Annotated in this window: 2 protein-coding genes; both read left to right on the forward strand. The window is 77.2% G+C overall.

Translation table 11 applies throughout. From position 1 onward, the window contains the following. A partial coding sequence (locus ACFYUY_RS07070; protein WP_387898710.1) for an SDR family NAD(P)-dependent oxidoreductase occupies window positions 1-3,930 on the forward strand: 3,930 nt, incomplete at its 5' end. A gap of 126 nt (window positions 3,931-4,056) precedes the next feature. Next, window positions 4,057-18,786: a type I polyketide synthase gene (locus ACFYUY_RS07075; RefSeq protein WP_387898713.1), complete on the forward strand. Its 14,730-nt coding sequence runs from the start codon at window positions 4,057-4,059 to the stop codon at window positions 18,784-18,786. Window positions 18,787-18,812: the final 26 nt, after the last annotated feature.

An 18,812-nucleotide genomic window follows, 5' to 3' on the forward strand; every position in this document is an offset into this window, starting at 1 on the left:
ACCCCCCACCCCGTCCTCACCATCACCATCGAGGAAACCCTCGACACCGCCACCGCCATCCCCACCCTCCGCCGCCACGAAGGCCACCACACCCGGTACCTCACCTCCCTCGCCCACGCCTGGACCCACGGACTCCCCGTCCACTGGCACCTCACCGGACACCACACCGACCTCCCCACCTACCCCTTCCAGGAGCAGCGGTTCTGGCTGGACGCACCGACCAGCAACCGGGACGTCGCCTCGTCCGGCCTGCGCAGTACGGGGCATCCGCTGGTGGGCGCGGCCGTCGAGATCGCCGACACCGGCGAGACCCTCCTCACCGGCCGCCTCTCCCTCCACACCCACCCCTGGCTCGCCGACCACACCGTCAACGGCACCACCCTCCTCCCAGGCACCGCCTTCCTCGAACTCGCCCTCCGCACCGCCGACGAAACCGACACCCCCCACCTCCACGAACTCACCCTCCAAACCCCCCTCCTCCTCCCACCCACCACCCCCGTCCGCCTCCAGATCCGCGCAGGCGCCCCCGACCCCACCGGACACCGCACGCTCACGGTGTCCTCCCGCGCGGAGGACGGCCAGGAGTGGACCCTGCACGCCACCGGCGTGCTGGCCCCCGAGGCGCCGCAGCAGCCCGGCCCCGACCTGATCGGCTGGCCGCCCACCGGGGCGGTCCCCGTCGAGCTGGAGGACCTGTACGAGCGCTTCGCCGAGGCCGGTTTCGGCTACGGTCCGGCGTTCCGGGGGCTGACGGCGGCCTGGCGGCTCGGTGAGGACGAGGTCTTCGCGGAGCTCGTCCTCCCTGCTGCCCAGCAGGCCGACGCGGCGGGCTGCACGGTGCACCCGGCGCTGCTGGACGCGGCCCTGCAGGCGTGCGCGCTGCTCGCGGACCGGGACGGGGTGGCCCGGCTGCCGTTCAGCTGGAACGGGGTGACCGCGCACGCGTCGGGCGCCACCTCCCTGCGGGTGCGGGTCGGCTCCGACGGCCCGGAGGCCGTGTCGCTCTCGGCCTACGACCTGGCGGGCCGGCCGGTGCTGTCCGTGGACTCGCTGACCCTGCGTCCGGTGCGCGCGGACGCGCTCGCCGGCGACCGGGCCGGTGCGGACAGCCTGTTCCGGCTGGACTGGCGCCCCGCGGAGGCCTCGCCGGGCACCGCCTGGACCGCCCTGGACGCGCTGCGCCCGCAGGACCCGGCGCCCTCCCTCGTGCTCGCCGACTGCCCTGCCGGCGAGGAGCGGACGGACGGCGGCGACGAGCGGTCCGAGGACGGCGACGAGGCCGTCCGCCTGCACCGGACGGTCGCCCGGGCGCTCGCCCTGGTCCGGGGCTGGCTGGCCGAGGAGCGCTTCGCCGCCTCCCGGCTGGTGCTCCGGACCCGGGGCGCCGTCCGCACCGGGCGCGAGCCCGGCCCGGTCGACCTCGCGCAGGCGGCGGTCTGGGGGCTGCTGCGCAGTGTGCAGAGCGAGCACCCGGACCGGTTCGTGCTGCTGGACACCGACGACGAGGCGCTGCCCGCCGCGCTCCCGGTCGAGGCCGAGCCGCAGCTCGCGCTGCGCGGCGGGGAGCTGCTGGTGCCGCGTCTGGCGGCGGCCGCCCGCCCGGGCCTGCTGACGCCTCCCGCGGAGGGGGGCTGGCGGCTGGAGACCTCCGGCACCGGCACCCTGGAGGACCTGACGCCGGCGCCGGGCACCGCCGCGTCGGCGCCGCTCGGCGCGGGCGAGGTGCGGATCGCGGTGCGGGCGGCCGGGGTGAACTTCCGGGACGTGGCCGTCACTCTCGGGCTGACGCCGGACCAGCAGGGTCTCGGCAGCGAGGGCGCGGGCGTGGTCCTGGAGGTCGGCGCCGCCGTGGCTGATCTGCGCCCGGGCGACCGGGTGATGGGGATCTTCGGCTCGGCGTTCGGACCGGTGGCCGTGGCGGACCACCGGACGGTGGTGCGGATCCCGGACGGCTGGTCGTTCGCGCGGGCCGCGTCGGTGCCGGTGGTGTTCCTGACCGCCTACTACGGGCTGTTCGACCTGGGCGGGCTGCGGCGCGGTGAATCCGTGCTGGTGCACGCCGCCGCGGGCGGGGTCGGGATGGCCGCCGTCCAGCTGGCCCGGCACGCGGGGGCCGAGGTGTTCGGCACGGCCAGCCCGCACAAGTGGGACGCGCTGCGCGCCGCCGGGCTGGACGGGGACCGGGTGGCCTCCTCGCGCACCCTGGAGTTCGCGGACCGCTTCCTGGCGGCCACCGTCGGGCGGGGCGTGGACCTGGTGCTGAACTGCCTGGCCGGGGAGTTCGTGGACGTCTCGCTGCGGCTGCTGACGGGGGCGGGCCGCTTCCTGGAGCTCGGCAAGACGGACATCCGGGACGCCGCGCGGGTCGCCGCCGAGCACCCGGGGGTCGCGTACCGGGCGTTCGACCTGATGGAGGCCGGTCCGGAGCGGATCGGCGAGATGCTGACCGAGATCGTCGCCCTGTTCGAGCGCGGGGTGCTCACCGAGCTGCCGCTGACCTGCTGGGACGTGCGGGAGGCCACCGAGGCGTTCCGGTTCCTGGCGGGCGCCCGGCACGTCGGCAAGAACGTCCTGCTGCTGCCCGCGCCGCTGGACCGGGACGGGACCGTGCTGGTCACCGGTGGCACCGGCACCCTGGGCGCGCTGGTGGCCCGGCACCTGGCCACCGGGCACGGCGTGCGGCACCTGGTGCTGGCGAGCCGTCGGGGGCCGGCGGCCGAGGGCGCGGACGCACTAGTGACCGAGCTCGCCGGGTTGGGCGTGCGGGCCACCGCGGTGGCCTGTGACGTGGGCGACCGGGCGCAGCTGGCGGAGCTGCTGGCCGGGGTGGAGAAGGAGCATCCGCTGACGGCCGTGGTGCACGCGGCCGGCGTGCTGGCGGACGGGCTCGCGGAGTCGATGACGGAGGAGCGGCTGGCCCGGGTGCTGCGGCCGAAGGCGGACGCGGCGATCGCGCTGGACGAGCTGACGGCGGGTCTGGACCTGGCGGCCTTCGTGCTGTTCTCCTCCGGAGCCGGGCTGCTGGGCACGCCGGGGCAGGCCAACTACGCGGCCGCCAACGCCGCGCTGGACGCCCTGGCGGCCCGGCGGCGGGCGGCCGGCCTGCCGGGGGTGTCGATCGGCTGGGGGCTGTGGGCGGAGCGCAGCGCGCTCACCGCGGGCCTGCTGCCCGACACCGCCGGCGGCCCGGCAGCCGGCCCGGCGACGCGAGGCGGGGCGGGTGCGCTGTCCACGGCGCAGGGCCTGGCCCTGTTCGACGCCGCCCTCGCGGCCCCGGACCCGTACCTGCTGGCCGCCCGGCTGGAGCGGGGCGGGGCGGACGGTCGCGTCCCGGCGGTGCTGCGCGGGCTGGTGCGCCGGCCGCGACTGCGCAATGCGGCGGGCGGCCCGGCCGGTCTGCCCGCCGGGGGCGCCGAGTCCCTGGTGTCGCGGCTGGCGTCGCTGCCGGAGCCGGAGGCCCACCGGCTGCTGCTGGAGCTGGTGCGCGGGCACGCCGCGGCGGTCCTGGGGCACGCCACGCCGGAGCGGGTGCGGCCCGCCCGGCCGTTCAAGGACCTCGGGTTCGACTCGCTGACCGGGGTGGAGCTGCGCAACCGGCTGGTGGCCGCGACGGGCGTGCGCCTGCCCGCCGCGATGGTGTTCGACTACCCGACGCCGGAGGCGCTGGCCCGTCACCTGGGCGCCGCCGCCGGGCCGGACCGCTCGGGCGGCGGTGGGGACGCCGCGGCCTCCGTGCTGGCCGGTCTGGAGCGGCTGGAGGCGCTGGTGGCGGAGCTGCCGGCGGACGAGCCGGTCCGGCTGGAGGTGGACCGGCGGCTGCGCGAGGTGCTCTCCCGCAACGGCGAGCAGAGCGAGGCGGCGACCAGGATCGTCGCCGCGACCGACGACGAGATCTTCGAACTGATCGACCGAGAGCTGGGCGGCCCGTGAGTCCCCCCGGCGCGGGCGGGTGATCCCACCTCCGACCCGCCCCCGATCCGCCCCTCCCCGGCGTCCCGCGGTCCCCGACGCCGACCCGAAACGTGACGCCTCCCGAAACGAAGGTGCAGGAACCCCGTGAGCGAGCAGAAGCTGCGTGACTACCTCAACCGCGTGACGATCGACCTCCAGCAGACGAAGCAGCGGCTGCGGGACGCCGAGGCGCGCAGCCGCGAGCCGATCGCCGTCGTCTCGATGAGCTGCCGCTTCGCGGGCGGTGTCAGCACCCCGGAGGACCTGTGGGAGCTGCTGGCCGCGGACCGGGACGCGATGACGGGCCTGCCGGCGGACCGCGGCTGGGAGCTGTCCGACCTGTCCGCGAGCGGCGCCCCGGCCCGCGGCGCGTTCCTGTCCGACGCGGGCGGCTTCGACCCGGCGTTCTTCGGGATCAGCCCCCGTGAGGCGCTGGCGATGGACCCGCAGCAGCGGTTGCTGCTGCTCGCCTGCTGGGAGGCGGTCGAGCGGGCCGGCATCGACCCGGTCTCGCTGCGCGGCAGTGCGACCGGGGTGTACGTCACGGCGGTCGACCAGGGGTACGGCACGCTCGGCCGCACCGCCCCCGAGGCGGTCCGCGGCTTCCTGATGACGGGCAACGCGATCAGCGTGCTGTCCGGCCGGGTGTCCTACGCGATGGGGCTGGAGGGGCCGTCGCTGAGCGTGGACACCGCCTGCTCGGCCTCGCTGGTCGCGCTGCACCTGGCAGCCCAGGCGCTGCGCGCCGGGGAGTGCTCGCTGGCGCTGGTCGGCGGGGCGAACGTGATGGCGTTGCCGGGCGCGTTCCTGGAGATCGCCCGGCAGGGCGGCATGGCGGCGGACGGCCGGTGCAAGCCCTTCGCGGCCGCGGCGGACGGCACCGGCTGGGGCGAGGGCGTCGGCGTCCTGCTGGTGGAGCGGCTGTCGGACGCGCGGCGCAACGGTCACCCGGTGCTGGCGGTGCTGCGCGGCAGCGCGATCAACCAGGACGGCGCCAGCAACGGGCTCACCGCCCCCAACGGGCCGTCCCAGCAGCGGGTCATCCAGGCGGCGCTGGCCGACGCCGGGCTGAGCACCGCGGACGTGGACGCGGTCGAGGCGCACGGCACCGGCACCCGGCTGGGCGACCCGATCGAGGCGGACTCGCTGCTGGCCACCTACGGCCAGGACCGCGACGCCGACCGGCCGCTCTGGCTCGGCTCGCTGAAGTCGAACATCGGCCACACCCAGGCCGCCGCCGGCGTCGCCGGGGTGATCAAGATGGTGCTGGCGCTGCGCAACGGCGTGCTGCCGCGCACCCTGCACGTGGACGCGCCGACCCCGCACGTGGACTGGTCGGCCGGCTCGGTGGAGCTGCTCACCAGGGCCCGGCCCTGGCCGCGGACGGACCGGCCGCGCCGGGCCGGCGTCTCCTCCTTCGGGATGAGCGGCACCAACGCGCACGTGGTCCTTGAGGAGGCCCCGGAGCCGGAGCCGACCGCCCCCGCCACGGGCGGGCCCGCCGCCACCGGGACGCCGGTGCCGTGGGCCCTGTCCGGGCAGAGCCCTGAGGCGCTGCGGTCGCAGGCCGCCCGGCTGGCCGCGCAGGTCTCGGCCCGCCCCGAGCTGCGCCCGGCGGACGTCGGCTTCGCGCTGGCCACCACCCGCTCCGTGTTCGAGCACCGGGCGGTGCTGGTCGGCTCCGAGCCCGCCGAGCTGCTGCAGGGCCTGAGCGCGCTCGCCGAGGGCGTGCCCGCACCGAACCTGACGACCGGACGGGCGGGCGGCGAGGACGCCCGGACGGTGTTCGTCTTCCCCGGCCAGGGCTCGCAGTGGCTGGGCATGGCCCGCGGCCTGATGGCCTCGGCCCCGGTGTTCGCCCGGTCGGTGGCGGCCTGCGCGGAGGCCCTGGAGCCCCACCTGGACTGGTCGTTGACCGCGGTGCTGCGGGACGAGCCGGGCGCCGCACCGCTGGACCGGATCGACGTGGTGCAGCCCGCGCTGTTCGCGGTGATGGTGTCGCTGGCCGAGCTGTGGCAGTCCCACGGGGTCCGCCCGGACGCGGTGACGGGCCACTCCCAGGGTGAGGTGGCGGCCGCGTACGTGGCGGGCGGCCTCGACCTGGCGGACGCGGCGCGGATCGTCGCGCTGCGCAGCCTCGCCCAGGCGCGGCTGTCCGGCACCGGGGCGATGACGGCCGTGCAGCTGTCGGCGGACGCGGCGCGGGAGCGGCTGCGCCGCTGGCGGGGGCGGCTGTCGGTGGCCGCCGTGAACGGCCCGGCCTCCGTGGTGGTCTCCGGTGACCCGGCGGCCGTCGCCGAGCTGGTCGCCGAGTGCACGGCCGCCGGCATCCGGACCCGCGCGGTCGCCGCCGACGTGGCCGGGCACTCCGCGCACATGGACGGGCTGCGCGAGGGCCTGCTGGCCTCGCTGGCCGGGCTGCGGCCGCGCAGCTCCAGCGTGCCGTTCCACTCCGCCGTGACCGGCGGGCGGCTGGACACGGCGGAGCTGGACGCCGCCTACTGGTTCCGCAACATGCGCGAGACGGTGGACTTCGAGGCGGCCGTGCGGTCGCTGCTGGTGTCCGGCCCCGCGGTGTTCGTCGAGGTCAGCCCGCATCCGGTGCTGACGGTGCCGGTGCAGGCCGTCGCCGAGGACCTCGGGCACCCCGACACCGTGGTGCTCGGCACGCTGCGCCGCGACGAGGGCGGGCCCGGAGCGATGCTGCGGGCCCTCGCCGAGGCGCAGGTGCGGGGGCTGCCGGTGGACTGGGCCCCGGCCTTCGCCGCGCACCGGCCCGTCGCGGTGGAGCTGCCCACGTACGCCTTCCAGAACCGGCAGTTCTGGTTGGAGCCGGCCGCCGCCGTGGGCACCGCCGACCCGGCGGACGCGGCGTTCTGGGCGGCCGTGGAGCGGGAGGACGCCGAGACGGTGGCGACCACCCTCGGCGTCGCGCCGGACTCCTGGCAGGAGGTGCTGGCGCCGCTGGCGCGGTGGCGCCGGCACCGGCAGGACCGGGCGGTCCTGGACGGCTGGCGCTACCGGGTCGGCTGGAAGCCGCTCGGCGAGCCCGAAGCCGGCGTGCTGGAGGGCACCTGGCTGCTGCTCGACGCGGCGGGCACGGCCGAGCGCACGGCGGGCACGGCGGAGGGGACGACGGGCGACGGGCCGGCCGACGGGATCGCCGGCCGGATCGCCGACCTGCTCGCCGGGCACGGCGCCGAGGTGGTCCCGCTGGCCCTGGACGGCACCGACGACGCCGACGGCGACCCGGCGGCCCTCGCCGCACGGCTGCGCACGGCCCTGGACGGGCGGGCCCCGCTGGCCGGGGTGGTCTCGCTGCTGGGCCTGGACGAGCGGCCGCACCCCGCCCACCCGGCCCTGCCGGCCGGCACCGCGCTGACCACCGCACTGGTCCGGGCGCTGCTGGAGCTCGACGTCACGGCCCCGCTGTGGAGCCTCACCCGCGGCGCCGTCGCGGTGTCCGCCGCGGACGGGCCGCAGCGGCCCGTGCAGGCGCTCGTCTGGGGGCTCGGCCGGGTGGTGGCGCTCGAACAGCCGCCGTTGTGGGGCGGTCTCGTCGACCTGCCGGCGGAGGTCGACGAGCGGGCGCTGACCCGGCTGGCCGCGGTGCTGGCCGGCGACGGTTCGGAGGACCAGCTGGCCGTCCGGCCGGAGGGCCTCTTCGCCCGCCGGCTGGTCCGGGCGCCGAAGGCCGCCGACCCCAGGCCCTGGCGGCCGCGCGGCACCGTGCTGGTCACCGGCGGCACCGGCGGGCTCGGCACCCATGTGGCCCGCTGGCTCGCCGCCGGCGGCGCCGAGCACCTGGTGCTGGTCAGCCGCCGCGGTGAACGGGCCCCCGGCGCGCCCGAGTTGGCCGCCGAACTGACCGCCCTGGGGTGCCGGGTGACGCTGGCCGCCTGCGACCTCGCCGATCCGGGCGCGGTGCGCGGGCTGGTGGACGGCCTGGCCGCCGCCGGCGACCCGGTCCGCTCGGTGCTGCACACCGCCGCGGCCGTCCAGCTCGGCAAGGTCCGCGACACCGGGCCGGGCGAGTTCGCGGGCACCCTGGAGGCCAAGGTGCTCGGCGCGGCCAACCTGGACGAGGTGTTCCGGGACACCGACCTGGACGCCTTCGTGCTGTTCTCCTCCGTCTCCGGTGTGTGGGGCAGCGCCGACCACGGCGCCTACGCCGCCGCCAACGCCTACCTCGACGCGCTCGCCGAGCACCGCCGCTCCCGCGGCCTGGCCGCGACCTCGGTGGTCTGGGGCATCTGGAGCGCGGCCGGCGGCGGGCTCGCCACCAGCGAGCTGGAGCAACAACTCCTGGAGCGCGGCATCCCGTTCATGGACCCGCGGCTCGCCGTCGCCGGCCTGCAGCGGGTGCTGGACGACGACGAGCGCACCGTGGTGGTCGCCGACGTGGACTGGGAGCGGTTCGTCCCGGTCTTCACCTCCGTCCGGCCCAGCCCGCTGATCTCCGAGATCCCCGAGGTGCGGGCCCTCGCCGCGGCCGCCGCCGAGGCCGGGCCGCCGGAGGGCGACGAGGCCGGCGCAGCGCTGCGGCGCGACCTCGCCGGCCGCACCGCGGCCGAGGCCCGGCGCACCCTGGTCGAGCTGGTGCGCCGGCACGCCGCCGACGTGCTCGGCCACGACTCGCCCGAGCAGGTGCGGGCCGACCGCCCCTTCCGCGAGCTGGGCTTCGACTCGCTGATCGCCGTGGAGCTGCGCAACCGGCTCAACGCGGCGACCGGACTGCGGCTGCGCACCACCGTGGTCTTCGACCACTCCTCCGCCGACGCGCTGGGCGAGGCCCTGCGGGTCGACCTGCTCGGCACCGCCGCGGACCGGGCCGCATCCGTGCTGCGCGAGGCGCCCGGCGACCCGGCGGAGCCGATCGCGGTCGTCGCGATGAGCTGCCGCTTCCCCGGCGGGATCGACGACCCGGACAAGCTCTGGCAGCTGCTGCTGGACGGCGGCGACGTGGTGGGGCCGATGCCCACCGACCGCGGCTGGGACCTCGCGGGCCTCTACCACCCCGATCCGGACCAGCCGGGCCGCTCGTACGTGCAGGAGGGCGGCTTCCTGTACGGCGCGGGCGACTTCGACCCCGGGTTCTTCGGGATCAGCCCGCGCGAGGCGGTGGCGATGGACCCGCAGCAGCGGCTGCTGCTGGAGACCTCCTGGGAGGCCCTGGAGCGGGCCGGGCTGGACCCGGCCGGGCTGCGCGAGAGCCGGACGGGCGTCTTCGTCGGCGTCAACTACCAGGACTACAGCTCGATCGCGGCCGGGGGCGCGCCGGACGCCTCCGAGGGGCACCTGGTGGCGGGCGCGGCGGCCAGCGTGGTCTCCGGCCGGGTCGCCTACACGCTGGGCCTGCAGGGCCCGGCCGTCACCGTCGACACGGCCTGCTCCTCCTCGCTGGTGGCGCTGCACCTCGCGGCGCAGGGGCTGCGCTCCGGGGACTGCTCGCTGGCGCTGGCCGGCGGCGTCGCGGTGATGGCCACACCCGGGGTGTTCGTCGGGTTCTCCCGCCAGCGCGGGCTGGCCGCCGACGGCCGGTGCAAGGCCTTCGGCGCGGCCGCCGACGGGATGGGCCTGGCCGAGGGCGCGGGCGTGGTCCTGCTGGAGCGGCTGTCGGACGCCCGGCGCAACGGGCACCCGGTGCTGGCGGTGCTGCGCGGCAGCGCGGTGAACCAGGACGGCGCCAGCAACGGGCTGTCCGCGCCGAACGGGCAGGCGCAGCAGCAGGTCATCCGGCAGGCGCTCGCCAACGCGGGCCTGACGGCGGCCGAGGTGGACGCGGTCGAGGCGCACGGCACCGGCACCACCCTGGGCGACCCGATCGAGGCCGACGCCCTGCTCGCCACCTACGGACAGGACCGCGACGCCGACCGCCCGCTCTGGCTCGGCTCCCTCAAGTCGAACATCGGCCACACCCAGGCGGCGTCCGGGGTGGCCGGGGTGATCAAGTCGGTGCTGGCGCTGCAGCACGGCGTGCTGCCGCGCACCCTGCACGCCGAGGACCGCACCCCGCACGTGGACTGGGCCTCCGGCGCGGTCGAGCTGCTGACCGAGGCCCGGGAGTGGCCGCCGACCGGGCGGCCGCGCCGGGTGGGCGTCTCCTCCTTCGGCTTCAGCGGCACCAACGTGCACGCGGTGCTGGAGCAGGCCCCGGCCGCCGAGCCGGTCGCACCGGGCGCCGAGCCGGTCACACCGGCCCCGGTGGACGGCGGCCTGCCGTGGCCGCTGTCGGCGAAGTCCGCCGAGGCACTGGCCGCCCAGGCCGGGCGGCTCGCCGAGCACCTGCGGACGGCCGGGCCCGAGCAGGCCGACGTCGCCCGCACGCTGGCCGGGCGCGGCGCGTTCGAGGAGCGGGCGGTGCTGCTCGGCGGCGACCGTACGGCGGGCCTGGCCGCACTCGCCGCCGGGGAGGTGTCCCCGGGCGTCCTGCGCGGGGTCGCCGACGCCGGCGGGCGGCGGGTGTTCGTGTTCCCCGGGCAGGGGGCGCAGTGGGCCGGCATGGCCGTCGAACTCCTCGACTCCAGCGAGGTGTTCGCCGCCTCCATGGCCGACTGCGAGGCCGCCCTCGCCCCGCACGTCGACTGGTCCCTCACCGACGTCCTGCGCACCCACGACCCCCTCGACCGCGTCGACGTCGTCCAACCCGCCCTCTTCGCCGTCATGGTCTCCCTCGCCACCCTCTGGGAATCCTGGGGCATCACCCCCGACGCCGTCCTCGGCCACTCCCAAGGCGAGATCGCCGCCGCCGTCGTCGCCGGCGCCCTCACCCTCGAAGACGGCGCCCACGTCGTCGCCCTGCGCAGCAAAGCCCTACGCCGCATCGAAGGACAGGGCGGCATGGTCTCCGTCGGCCGGCCGCTGGCCCTGGTCGAGGAGTTGATCGCGCCCTGGGGCGAGCGGCTGTCGGTGGCGGCCGTCAACGGGCCGTCGGCGGTGGTGGTCTCCGGCGAGACGGCCGCGCTCACCGAACTGCTGGCGGAGTGCGACCGCCTGGAGGTCCGGGCCCGCACCGTGCCGGTGGACTACGCCTCGCACTCGGCCCAGGTCGAGCTGATCCGCGAGGAGCTGGCCGAACTGCTGGGCGGCCTGCGCCCGGTGGCCGGGCGGCTGCCGCTGTTCTCCACCGTGGACGGCCACTGGGTGACCGGCGAGGAGCTGGACGGCGGCTACTGGTACCGCAACCTGCGCCGGACCGTCCGCTTCGACACCGCCGTACGGGCACTCGCCGAGGAGCACTACCAGGTGTTCCTGGAGGTCTCCCCGCACCCCGTGCTGACCCTGCCGGTGCTGGACGGCGCCGAGGCCGCCGGGGCGCCCGGCGTGCTGGCCACCGGCACCCTGCGGCGCGAGGAGGGCGGCCTCGCCCGCGCGCTCACCGCGGCCGGCGAACTCTGGGTGCGCGGTGTGCCGGTGGACTGGCCGGCGGTGCTCGCCGGCCGCGGCCGGCACCGGACCGACCTGCCCACCTACGCCTTCCAGCGGCAGCGCTACTGGCTGGACGGCGGCGGCGCCCGGCCGGGCGCGGACGACGGCGGCGACAGCGCGTTCTGGCAGCTCGTCGAAGGACCCGACCTGGCCGCGACCGCCCGCAGCCTCGCCGTGGACGCCGCCTCGCTCGGCGAGGTGCTGCCCGCGCTCAGCGCCTGGCGACGGCAGCGCCGGGAGAGCGACGCGCTGGACTCCTGGCGCTACCGCGTCCAGTGGCAGCAGGTGCCGCAGCCCGCGTCCGCCGCCCCGACCGGCCGTTGGCTGGTCGCCGTACCCGCCGGCTCCGCCGGGTCCGAGCGGGTCCTCGCCCCGGTGCGGGCGCTGACCGAGGGCGGCGCGGACGTCCGCGTCGTCGAGCTGCCCGACCGGGCGGCGGACCGCACGGTGCTGGCCGAGCTGCTGGCCGGGGCCGTCGCCGAACCCCCGGCCGGGGTGCTCTCCCTGCTGGCCCTGGCCGACGCCCCGCACCCGGCGCACCCCGCGCTGCCCACCGGGGCCGCCCTCACCCTGGCCCTGGTCCAGGCCCTGGGCGACCTGGACGTCGCGGCGCCGCTGTGGTGCGCCACCGGCGGCGCCGTCACCGTCGGCCTCGGCGACCCGCTGACCGCCCCGCACCAGGCCCTCGTCTGGGGCACCGGCATGGTCGCCGGGCTGGAGCACTCCGCCCGCTGGGGCGGCCTGGTCGACCTGCCGCCGGTGCTCGACGGGCGGGCGCTGGCGGCGCTGCGCGCCGTGCTGGCCGGGGCCACCGGCGAGGACCAGCTCGCGGTCCGCCCGGCCGGGCTGTACGCCCGCCGGCTGGTCCCGGCGCCCCGCCCGGCCGTGCCCGAGCGCACCTGGCGCCCGCGCGGCACCGTCCTGGTGACCGGCGGGACGGGTGCACTCGGCCCGCACATCGCCCGCTGGCTGGCCCGCGGCGGCGCCGAGCACCTCGTGCTGCCCGGCCGCCGCGGCGCCGACGTCCCCGGAGCGGCCGAACTCACCGCCGAACTGGCCGAACTGGGCACCCGGCTGAGCCTGCCCCGCTGCGACCTGGCGGACCGCGACGAGGTGGCCGCACTGCTGTCCGGGCTGGAGGAGCGCGGCGAGCCCGTCACGGCGGTCTTCCACGCCGCCGCCTACATCGAGCTGGCCCCGCTGGACGGCACCCCGATGGACTCCTTCGAACGGGTCGTCGCCGCGAAGGCCGCCGGCGCCGCCCACCTCGACGCCCTGCTCGACCGCGAGCTGGACGCCTTCGTGCTGTTCTCCTCGATCGCGGGCGTGTGGGGCAGCAGCAACCACGCCGCCTACTCCGCCGGCAACGCCTACCTGGACGCGCTCGCCGAGCACCGCCGCTCCCGCGGCCTCGGCGCCACCACCGTCGACTGGGGCGTCTGGAAGGCCGCCAACCCGTGGGCGGCGCGCGACACCGTGGACGACTCCGACTTCTACCGGGTGCAGCGCCAGGGCCTGCCGCTGATCGACCCCGAGCCCGCCGTGCTCGCGCTCCAGCACGCGCTGGACGACGACGAGACGGTGATCGCCCTGGCCGAGGTGGACTGGCCGCAGTTCGCCGCGGTGTTCACCTCGGTGCGGCCCAGCCGGCTGCTCGGCGGCATCCCCGAGGTCCGGGCGCTCACCGCCCCCGGCGCCGCGCCCGCCGCGACCCCCGCGGCCACCGTGCTGCGCGGCCGCCTGGCCGGCCTGCCGGAGGCCGAGCAGAGCCGGATCGTGCTCGCCCTGGTGCGCACGCACGCCGCCGAGGTGCTCGGGCACGGCTCCACGGACGCCGTCCCGGCCGGGCGCGCCTTCCAGGAGCTGGGCTTCGACTCGCTGACCGCCGTCGAGCTGCGCAACCGGCTGACCACCGCGAGCGGCCTGCGGCTCCCGGCCACCCTGGTCTTCGACTACCCGTCGGCGGGCGTACTCGCCGAGCACATCCGCTCGGCCGTGCTCGGCGAGCTCACCGGCCCGGCCGGGGCGGGCGCCGGAACGGCCGGCGAGCCCGACGAACCGGTCGCCATCGTCTCCATGGGCTGCCGGCTGCCCGGCGGCGTCCGCACCCCCGAGCAGCTCTGGCAGCTGCTGGTCGACCGCGGCGACGCCGTGTCCGGGTTCCCGGACAACCGCGGCTGGCCGCTCGACACCCTGTTCGACCCCGACCCGGACCGGCCCGGCACCTCCACCACCCGGCACGGCGGCTTCCTGCACGACGCGGGCGACTTCGACGCCGAGTTCTTCGGCATCTCGCCGCGCGAGGCGATCGCCATGGACCCGCAGCAGCGGCTGCTGCTGGAGACCTCCTGGGAGGCGATCGAACGGGCCGGCCTCGACCCGGTCGCCCTGCGCGGCACCAGCACCGGCGTGTTCACCGGCGTCAACTACCAGGACTACGCGGCGGCCGTCGCGCAGTCCGCCGAGAACGAGGGCCACCTGCTCACCGGCAGCGCCGCCAGCGTGGTCTCCGGCCGGGTCGCCTACACCCTCGGCCTGGAGGGTCCGGCGATCACCGTCGACACCGCCTGCTCGGCCTCCCTGGTGGCCCTCCACCTGGCCGCCCGGGCGCTGCGCGCCGGGGACTGCTCGCTGGCACTGGTCGGCGGCGTCGCGGTGATGTCCACGCCCGGAGCGATCGTCGGGTTCTCCCGGCAGCGGGGCCTCGCCGCGGACGGCCGCTGCAAGGCCTTCGCGGACGCCGCCGACGGGATGGGCATGTCGGAGGGCGCCGGCGTCCTGCTCGTCGAGCGGCTCTCCGACGCCCGGCGCAACGGGCACCCGGTGCTCGCCGTGCTGCGCGGCTCCGCCGTCAACCAGGACGGCGCCAGCAACGGCCTCTCCGCCCCGAACGGCCCCTCGCAGCAGCGGGTCATCCGGGCCGCGCTGGCCGACGCCGGGCTCACCGCCGCCGACGTCGACGTGGTCGAGGCGCACGGCACCGGGACGACCCTGGGCGACCCGATCGAGGCCCAGGCCCTGCTCGCCACCTACGGTCAGGACCGGCCGGAGCACCTCCCGCTGCTGGTCGGCTCGTTGAAGTCGAACATCGGGCACACCCAGGCCGCGGCCGGCGTCGCCGGGGTGATGAAGGCGGTGCTGGCGCTGCGCCACCGCACCGTCCCGGCGACCCTGCACGTCGACCGGCCGTCCGGCAAGGTCGACTGGACGCAGGGCGCACTGTCCCTGGTCACCGACGCCCGCCCGTGGCCCGAACTGGACCGGCCCGCACGCGCCGGGGTGTCCTCGTTCGGGATGAGCGGCACCAACGCCCACGTCATCCTGGAGGAGGCACCGCCCACCGAAGCCCCCGCACCGCCCGACCAGGACACCCCGCCGGCCGGCCCGGTGGCGTGGCTGCTCTCCGGCCGCACCCCGCAGGCCCTGGCCGACCGGGCCGAGCAGCTGCGCGAGCACCTGGACGGCGCGGACGCCGACCCGCTGGCGGTGGCCCGCACCCTGGCCGGGCGGACGGCGTTCGCCCACCGCGCGGTGCTGGTCGGCGGACCGGAGCAGCTCCGCGCCGCCCTGGTCGGCGGCACCGCCCACCGGGTGGAGGGCCGGGACGCCGGGGACGGCCGGACGGTGTTCGTCTTCCCCGGCCAGGGCTCCCAATGGGCCGGCATGGCCGCCGAACTCCTCGACACCGAACCCGTCTTCGCCCAACGCATCACCGACTGCGAGACCGCCCTCACCCCCCACGTCGGCTGGTCGCTCACCGAACTCCTCCGCAGCCAGGCGCCATTGGACCGGGTCGACGTCATCCAACCCGCCCTGTTCGCCGTCATGGTCTCCCTCGCCGCACTCTGGCAGCACCACGGCATCCACCCCGACGCCGTCATCGGCCACTCCCAAGGCGAAATCGCCGCAGCCGTCGTCGCCGGCGCCCTCACCCTCGAAGACGGCGCCCGCATCGCCGCCCTGCGCAGCCAAGCCCTGCGCAGCCTCGAAGGCCAGGGCGGCATGACCAGCATCAACCTCCCCCAGGCCGACACCGAACAACTCATCGCCCCCTGGGCACCCGACCTCACCATCGCCGCCCTCAACTCCCCCCACACCACCGTGGTCTCCGGCACCGTCGAAGCCCTCGCCGCCCTCCACACCCACTGCACCACCCACGACATCCGCCACCGCCCCATCGACGTCGACTACGCCTCCCACTCCCCCCAAGTCGACCAACTCCAGCAGCAGTTGAACCAACTCCTCACCGTCGACGCCACCACCCCCCGCATCCCCATGCTCTCCACCGTCACCGGCACCTGGCTCACCACCCCGCCCGACACCGCCTACTGGTACACCAACCTCCGCCAACCCGTCCTCCTCGCACCAGCCCTGGAGAAACTCCACCAAGCCGGCCACACCACCTACATCGAAACCACCCCCCACCCCGTCCTCACCATCACCATCGAGGAAACCCTCGACACCGCCACCGCCATCCCCACCCTCCGCCGCCACGAAGGCCACCGCACCCGGTACCTCACCTCCCTCGCCCACGCCTGGACCCACGGACTCCCCGTCGACTGGAGCGAGTTCGTCGGCGAGGGGGCCCGGGCGGAGCTGCCGACGTACCCGTTCCAGCGGCGTACGTACTGGGCCCAGCCGAAGCCCGGAGGCGGCGGCGACGTGAGCGCTGCGGGGCTCGGCAGTACGGGGCACCCGCTGGTGGGCGCGGCCGTCGAGATCGCCGACACCGGCGAGACCCTCCTCACCGGCCGCCTCTCCCTCCACACCCACCCCTGGCTCGCCGACCACACCGTCAACGGCACCACCCTCCTCCCAGGCACCGCCTTCCTCGAACTCGCCCTCCGCACCGCCGACGAAACCGACACCCCCCACCTCCACGAACTCACCCTCCAAACCCCCCTCCTCCTCCCACCCACCACCCCCGTCCACCTCCAGATCCGCACAGGCGCCCCCGACCCCACCGGACACCGCGCCCTGGACATCCACTCCCGGCCGGAGGGCTCGACCGGACCGTGGACGCCGCACGCCACCGGTGTCCTGGCGCCCGAACCGGCTGCTCCGGCACCGGAGTCGGCGGACCGACCGTGGCCGCCGGCCGGTGCGGTGCCCGTCCCGGTCGAGGGGCTGTACGAGCGCTTCGAGTCCTTCGGCTACGGCTACGGCCCCGCGTTCCAGGGGCTGACGGCGGCCTGGCGGCTCGGCGACGAGGTCTTCGCCGAGGTGCGGCTGCCGCAGGACCAGCACGGCCAGGCGGCCGCGTTCGGCCTGCACCCGGCGCTGCTGGACGCGGCCCTGCACGGCCTGTGGCTGGTGCCCAGGGACGGTGCGGAGCAGCGGGAGGAGCCGGGGAAGGCCCGGCTGCCGTTCTCCTGGACCGGGGTCCGGCTGCACGCCTCCGGGGCGACCTCGCTGCGGGTGCGGCTGGGCTACGACGCCACCGGATCGGTCTCGGTCGAGGCCGCCGATCCGCAGGGGCGCCCGGTCGCCTCGGTGGACGCGCTGGTGATCCGGCCGGTCGAGCTGGACGCGCTGCGCGCCGCCGGCAGCGGGCTGGGCGACTCGCTGTTCCGCCTGGAGTGGCAGCCCGTCTCCCCGGTGGCGGCCGACGGGCCCTGCGCGGGCATCGTGCTGGGCGAGGAGCTCCCCCGGGACGCCTCGACGGCCGTGCTGGTCCGCTGCGAGCGGGCCGGGCAGTCCGGTCCGGCCGCGGTGCGGGCCGCGCTGGCGGAAGCCCTGCAGCTGCTCCAGACCTGGCTGGCGGACGAGGACCGGGCCGACTCGACGCTGCTCGTCGCGACCTCCTCGGCGGTCGCGACGGGCCCGTCCGAGGGGGTGGCCGACCTGGCGGCGGCCGCCGTGCGGGGCCTGGTCCGCTCCGCGCAGTCCGAGCACCCGGACCGGATCGTGCTGGTCGACACCGACGACCCGGACGGCCTGGCCGCGCTGGCGCCGTCCCTGGCCGCGCTGCGCGAACCGCAGCTCGCCGTCCGCGGCGGCGCCGTCCTGGCCGCCCGGCTGGTGCGGGCCCCGGTCCCCGAGCCGCGGCCGTTCACGCCCGCGGAAGGCGGCACGGTGCTGGTGACCGGTGCCGGCGGGGTGCTGGGCTCCCTGGTGGCCCGGCACCTGGTCACCGCGCACGGCGTGCGGCACCTGCTGCTGGCCGGCCGGCGCGGCTCCGGGGATCCGGCGGCCGTCGCGCTCGCCGCCGACCTGGGCGCGCTGGGCGCCGAGGTGACGGTGGCGGCCTGCGACGTCGCCGACCGCGAATCGGTGCGGGCCCTGCTGGCCGCCGTCCCGCCGGCGCACCCGCTGACGGCGGTGGTGCACTCGGCCGGGGTGCTGGACGACGGCGTGATCGGCTCGCTCACCCCCGAGCGGCTGGACACCGTCCTGCGCCCCAAGGTGGACGCGGCGCTGCACCTGCACGAGCTGACCCGCGATCTGGACCTCGCCGCCTTCGTGCTGTTCTCCTCGGCGGCCGGGACGTTCGGCAGCGCCGGACAGGGCGGCTACGCGGCGGCCAACGCCTTCCTCGACGCGCTCGCCCAGCAGCGCCGGGCGGCCGGTCTGGCCGGGCAGTCGCTGGCCTGGGGCCTGTGGGAGCAGCGCAGCGCCCTGACCGGCACGCTGGACGCCACCGACCTGCGCCGGCTCGACCGGGGCGGCGTCGCGGCGATCTCCGCCGAGGAGGGCCTGGCGCTGTTCGACGCCGCCCTCGGCTCGGCGGACGCCCTGCTGCTGCCGGTGCGGATGGACCTGGCCCGGCTGCGGGCCGGCTCCGGGCCGGACGGGGTGCCGGCGCTGTTCCGGCGGCTGGTGCGCGGTGCTCCGCGCCGGGCGGCGGCCGCGGCGGACGCCGCCGAGGCCGACTCGCTGCGCCGGCGCCTCACCCTGCTGGGCGCGCAGGACCGCGAGGCGGCCGTGGTGGAGCTGGTGCGGGCCCGGGTGGCGGAGGTGCTCGGCCACGACGGCCCGGAGGCCGTCGACCCGGAGCGCGCCTTCAAGGAGGTCGGCTTCGACTCGCTGACCTCGGTCGAGCTGCGCAACCGGCTGAAGGCGGTCACCGGGCTGCGGCTGCCCGCGACGCTGGTCTTCGACCACCCGAGCCCGGTCGCCGTCGCGGCGTACCTGGTGGAGCGGCTGGTCCCGGCCGGGGAGCAGCCGCCCGCGGCGCCCGCCGGGCGGGATCCGGAGCTGCGCCGGCTGCTGGCCGGCATCCCGCTGGACCGGCTGCGGGAGGCCGGACTGCTGGACCGGCTGCTGGCACTGGCCGGGCCGGGCGGCACCGGCTCCGCGCCGGGCGCCGGCGGCCCCACCGACGCCGACACCTCGCCGGGCGCCGGGATCGCGTCCATGGACGTCCAGGAGCTGGTCCGGATGGCCCTGGACGGCGACCGTGCCTGACGCCCCCCGCCCCCTGCCGGAGACCG

Origin of the sequence: Kitasatospora sp. NPDC004745, from assembly GCF_042873275.1 — a bacterium.
Lineage (GTDB): Bacteria > Actinomycetota > Actinomycetes > Streptomycetales > Streptomycetaceae > Kitasatospora.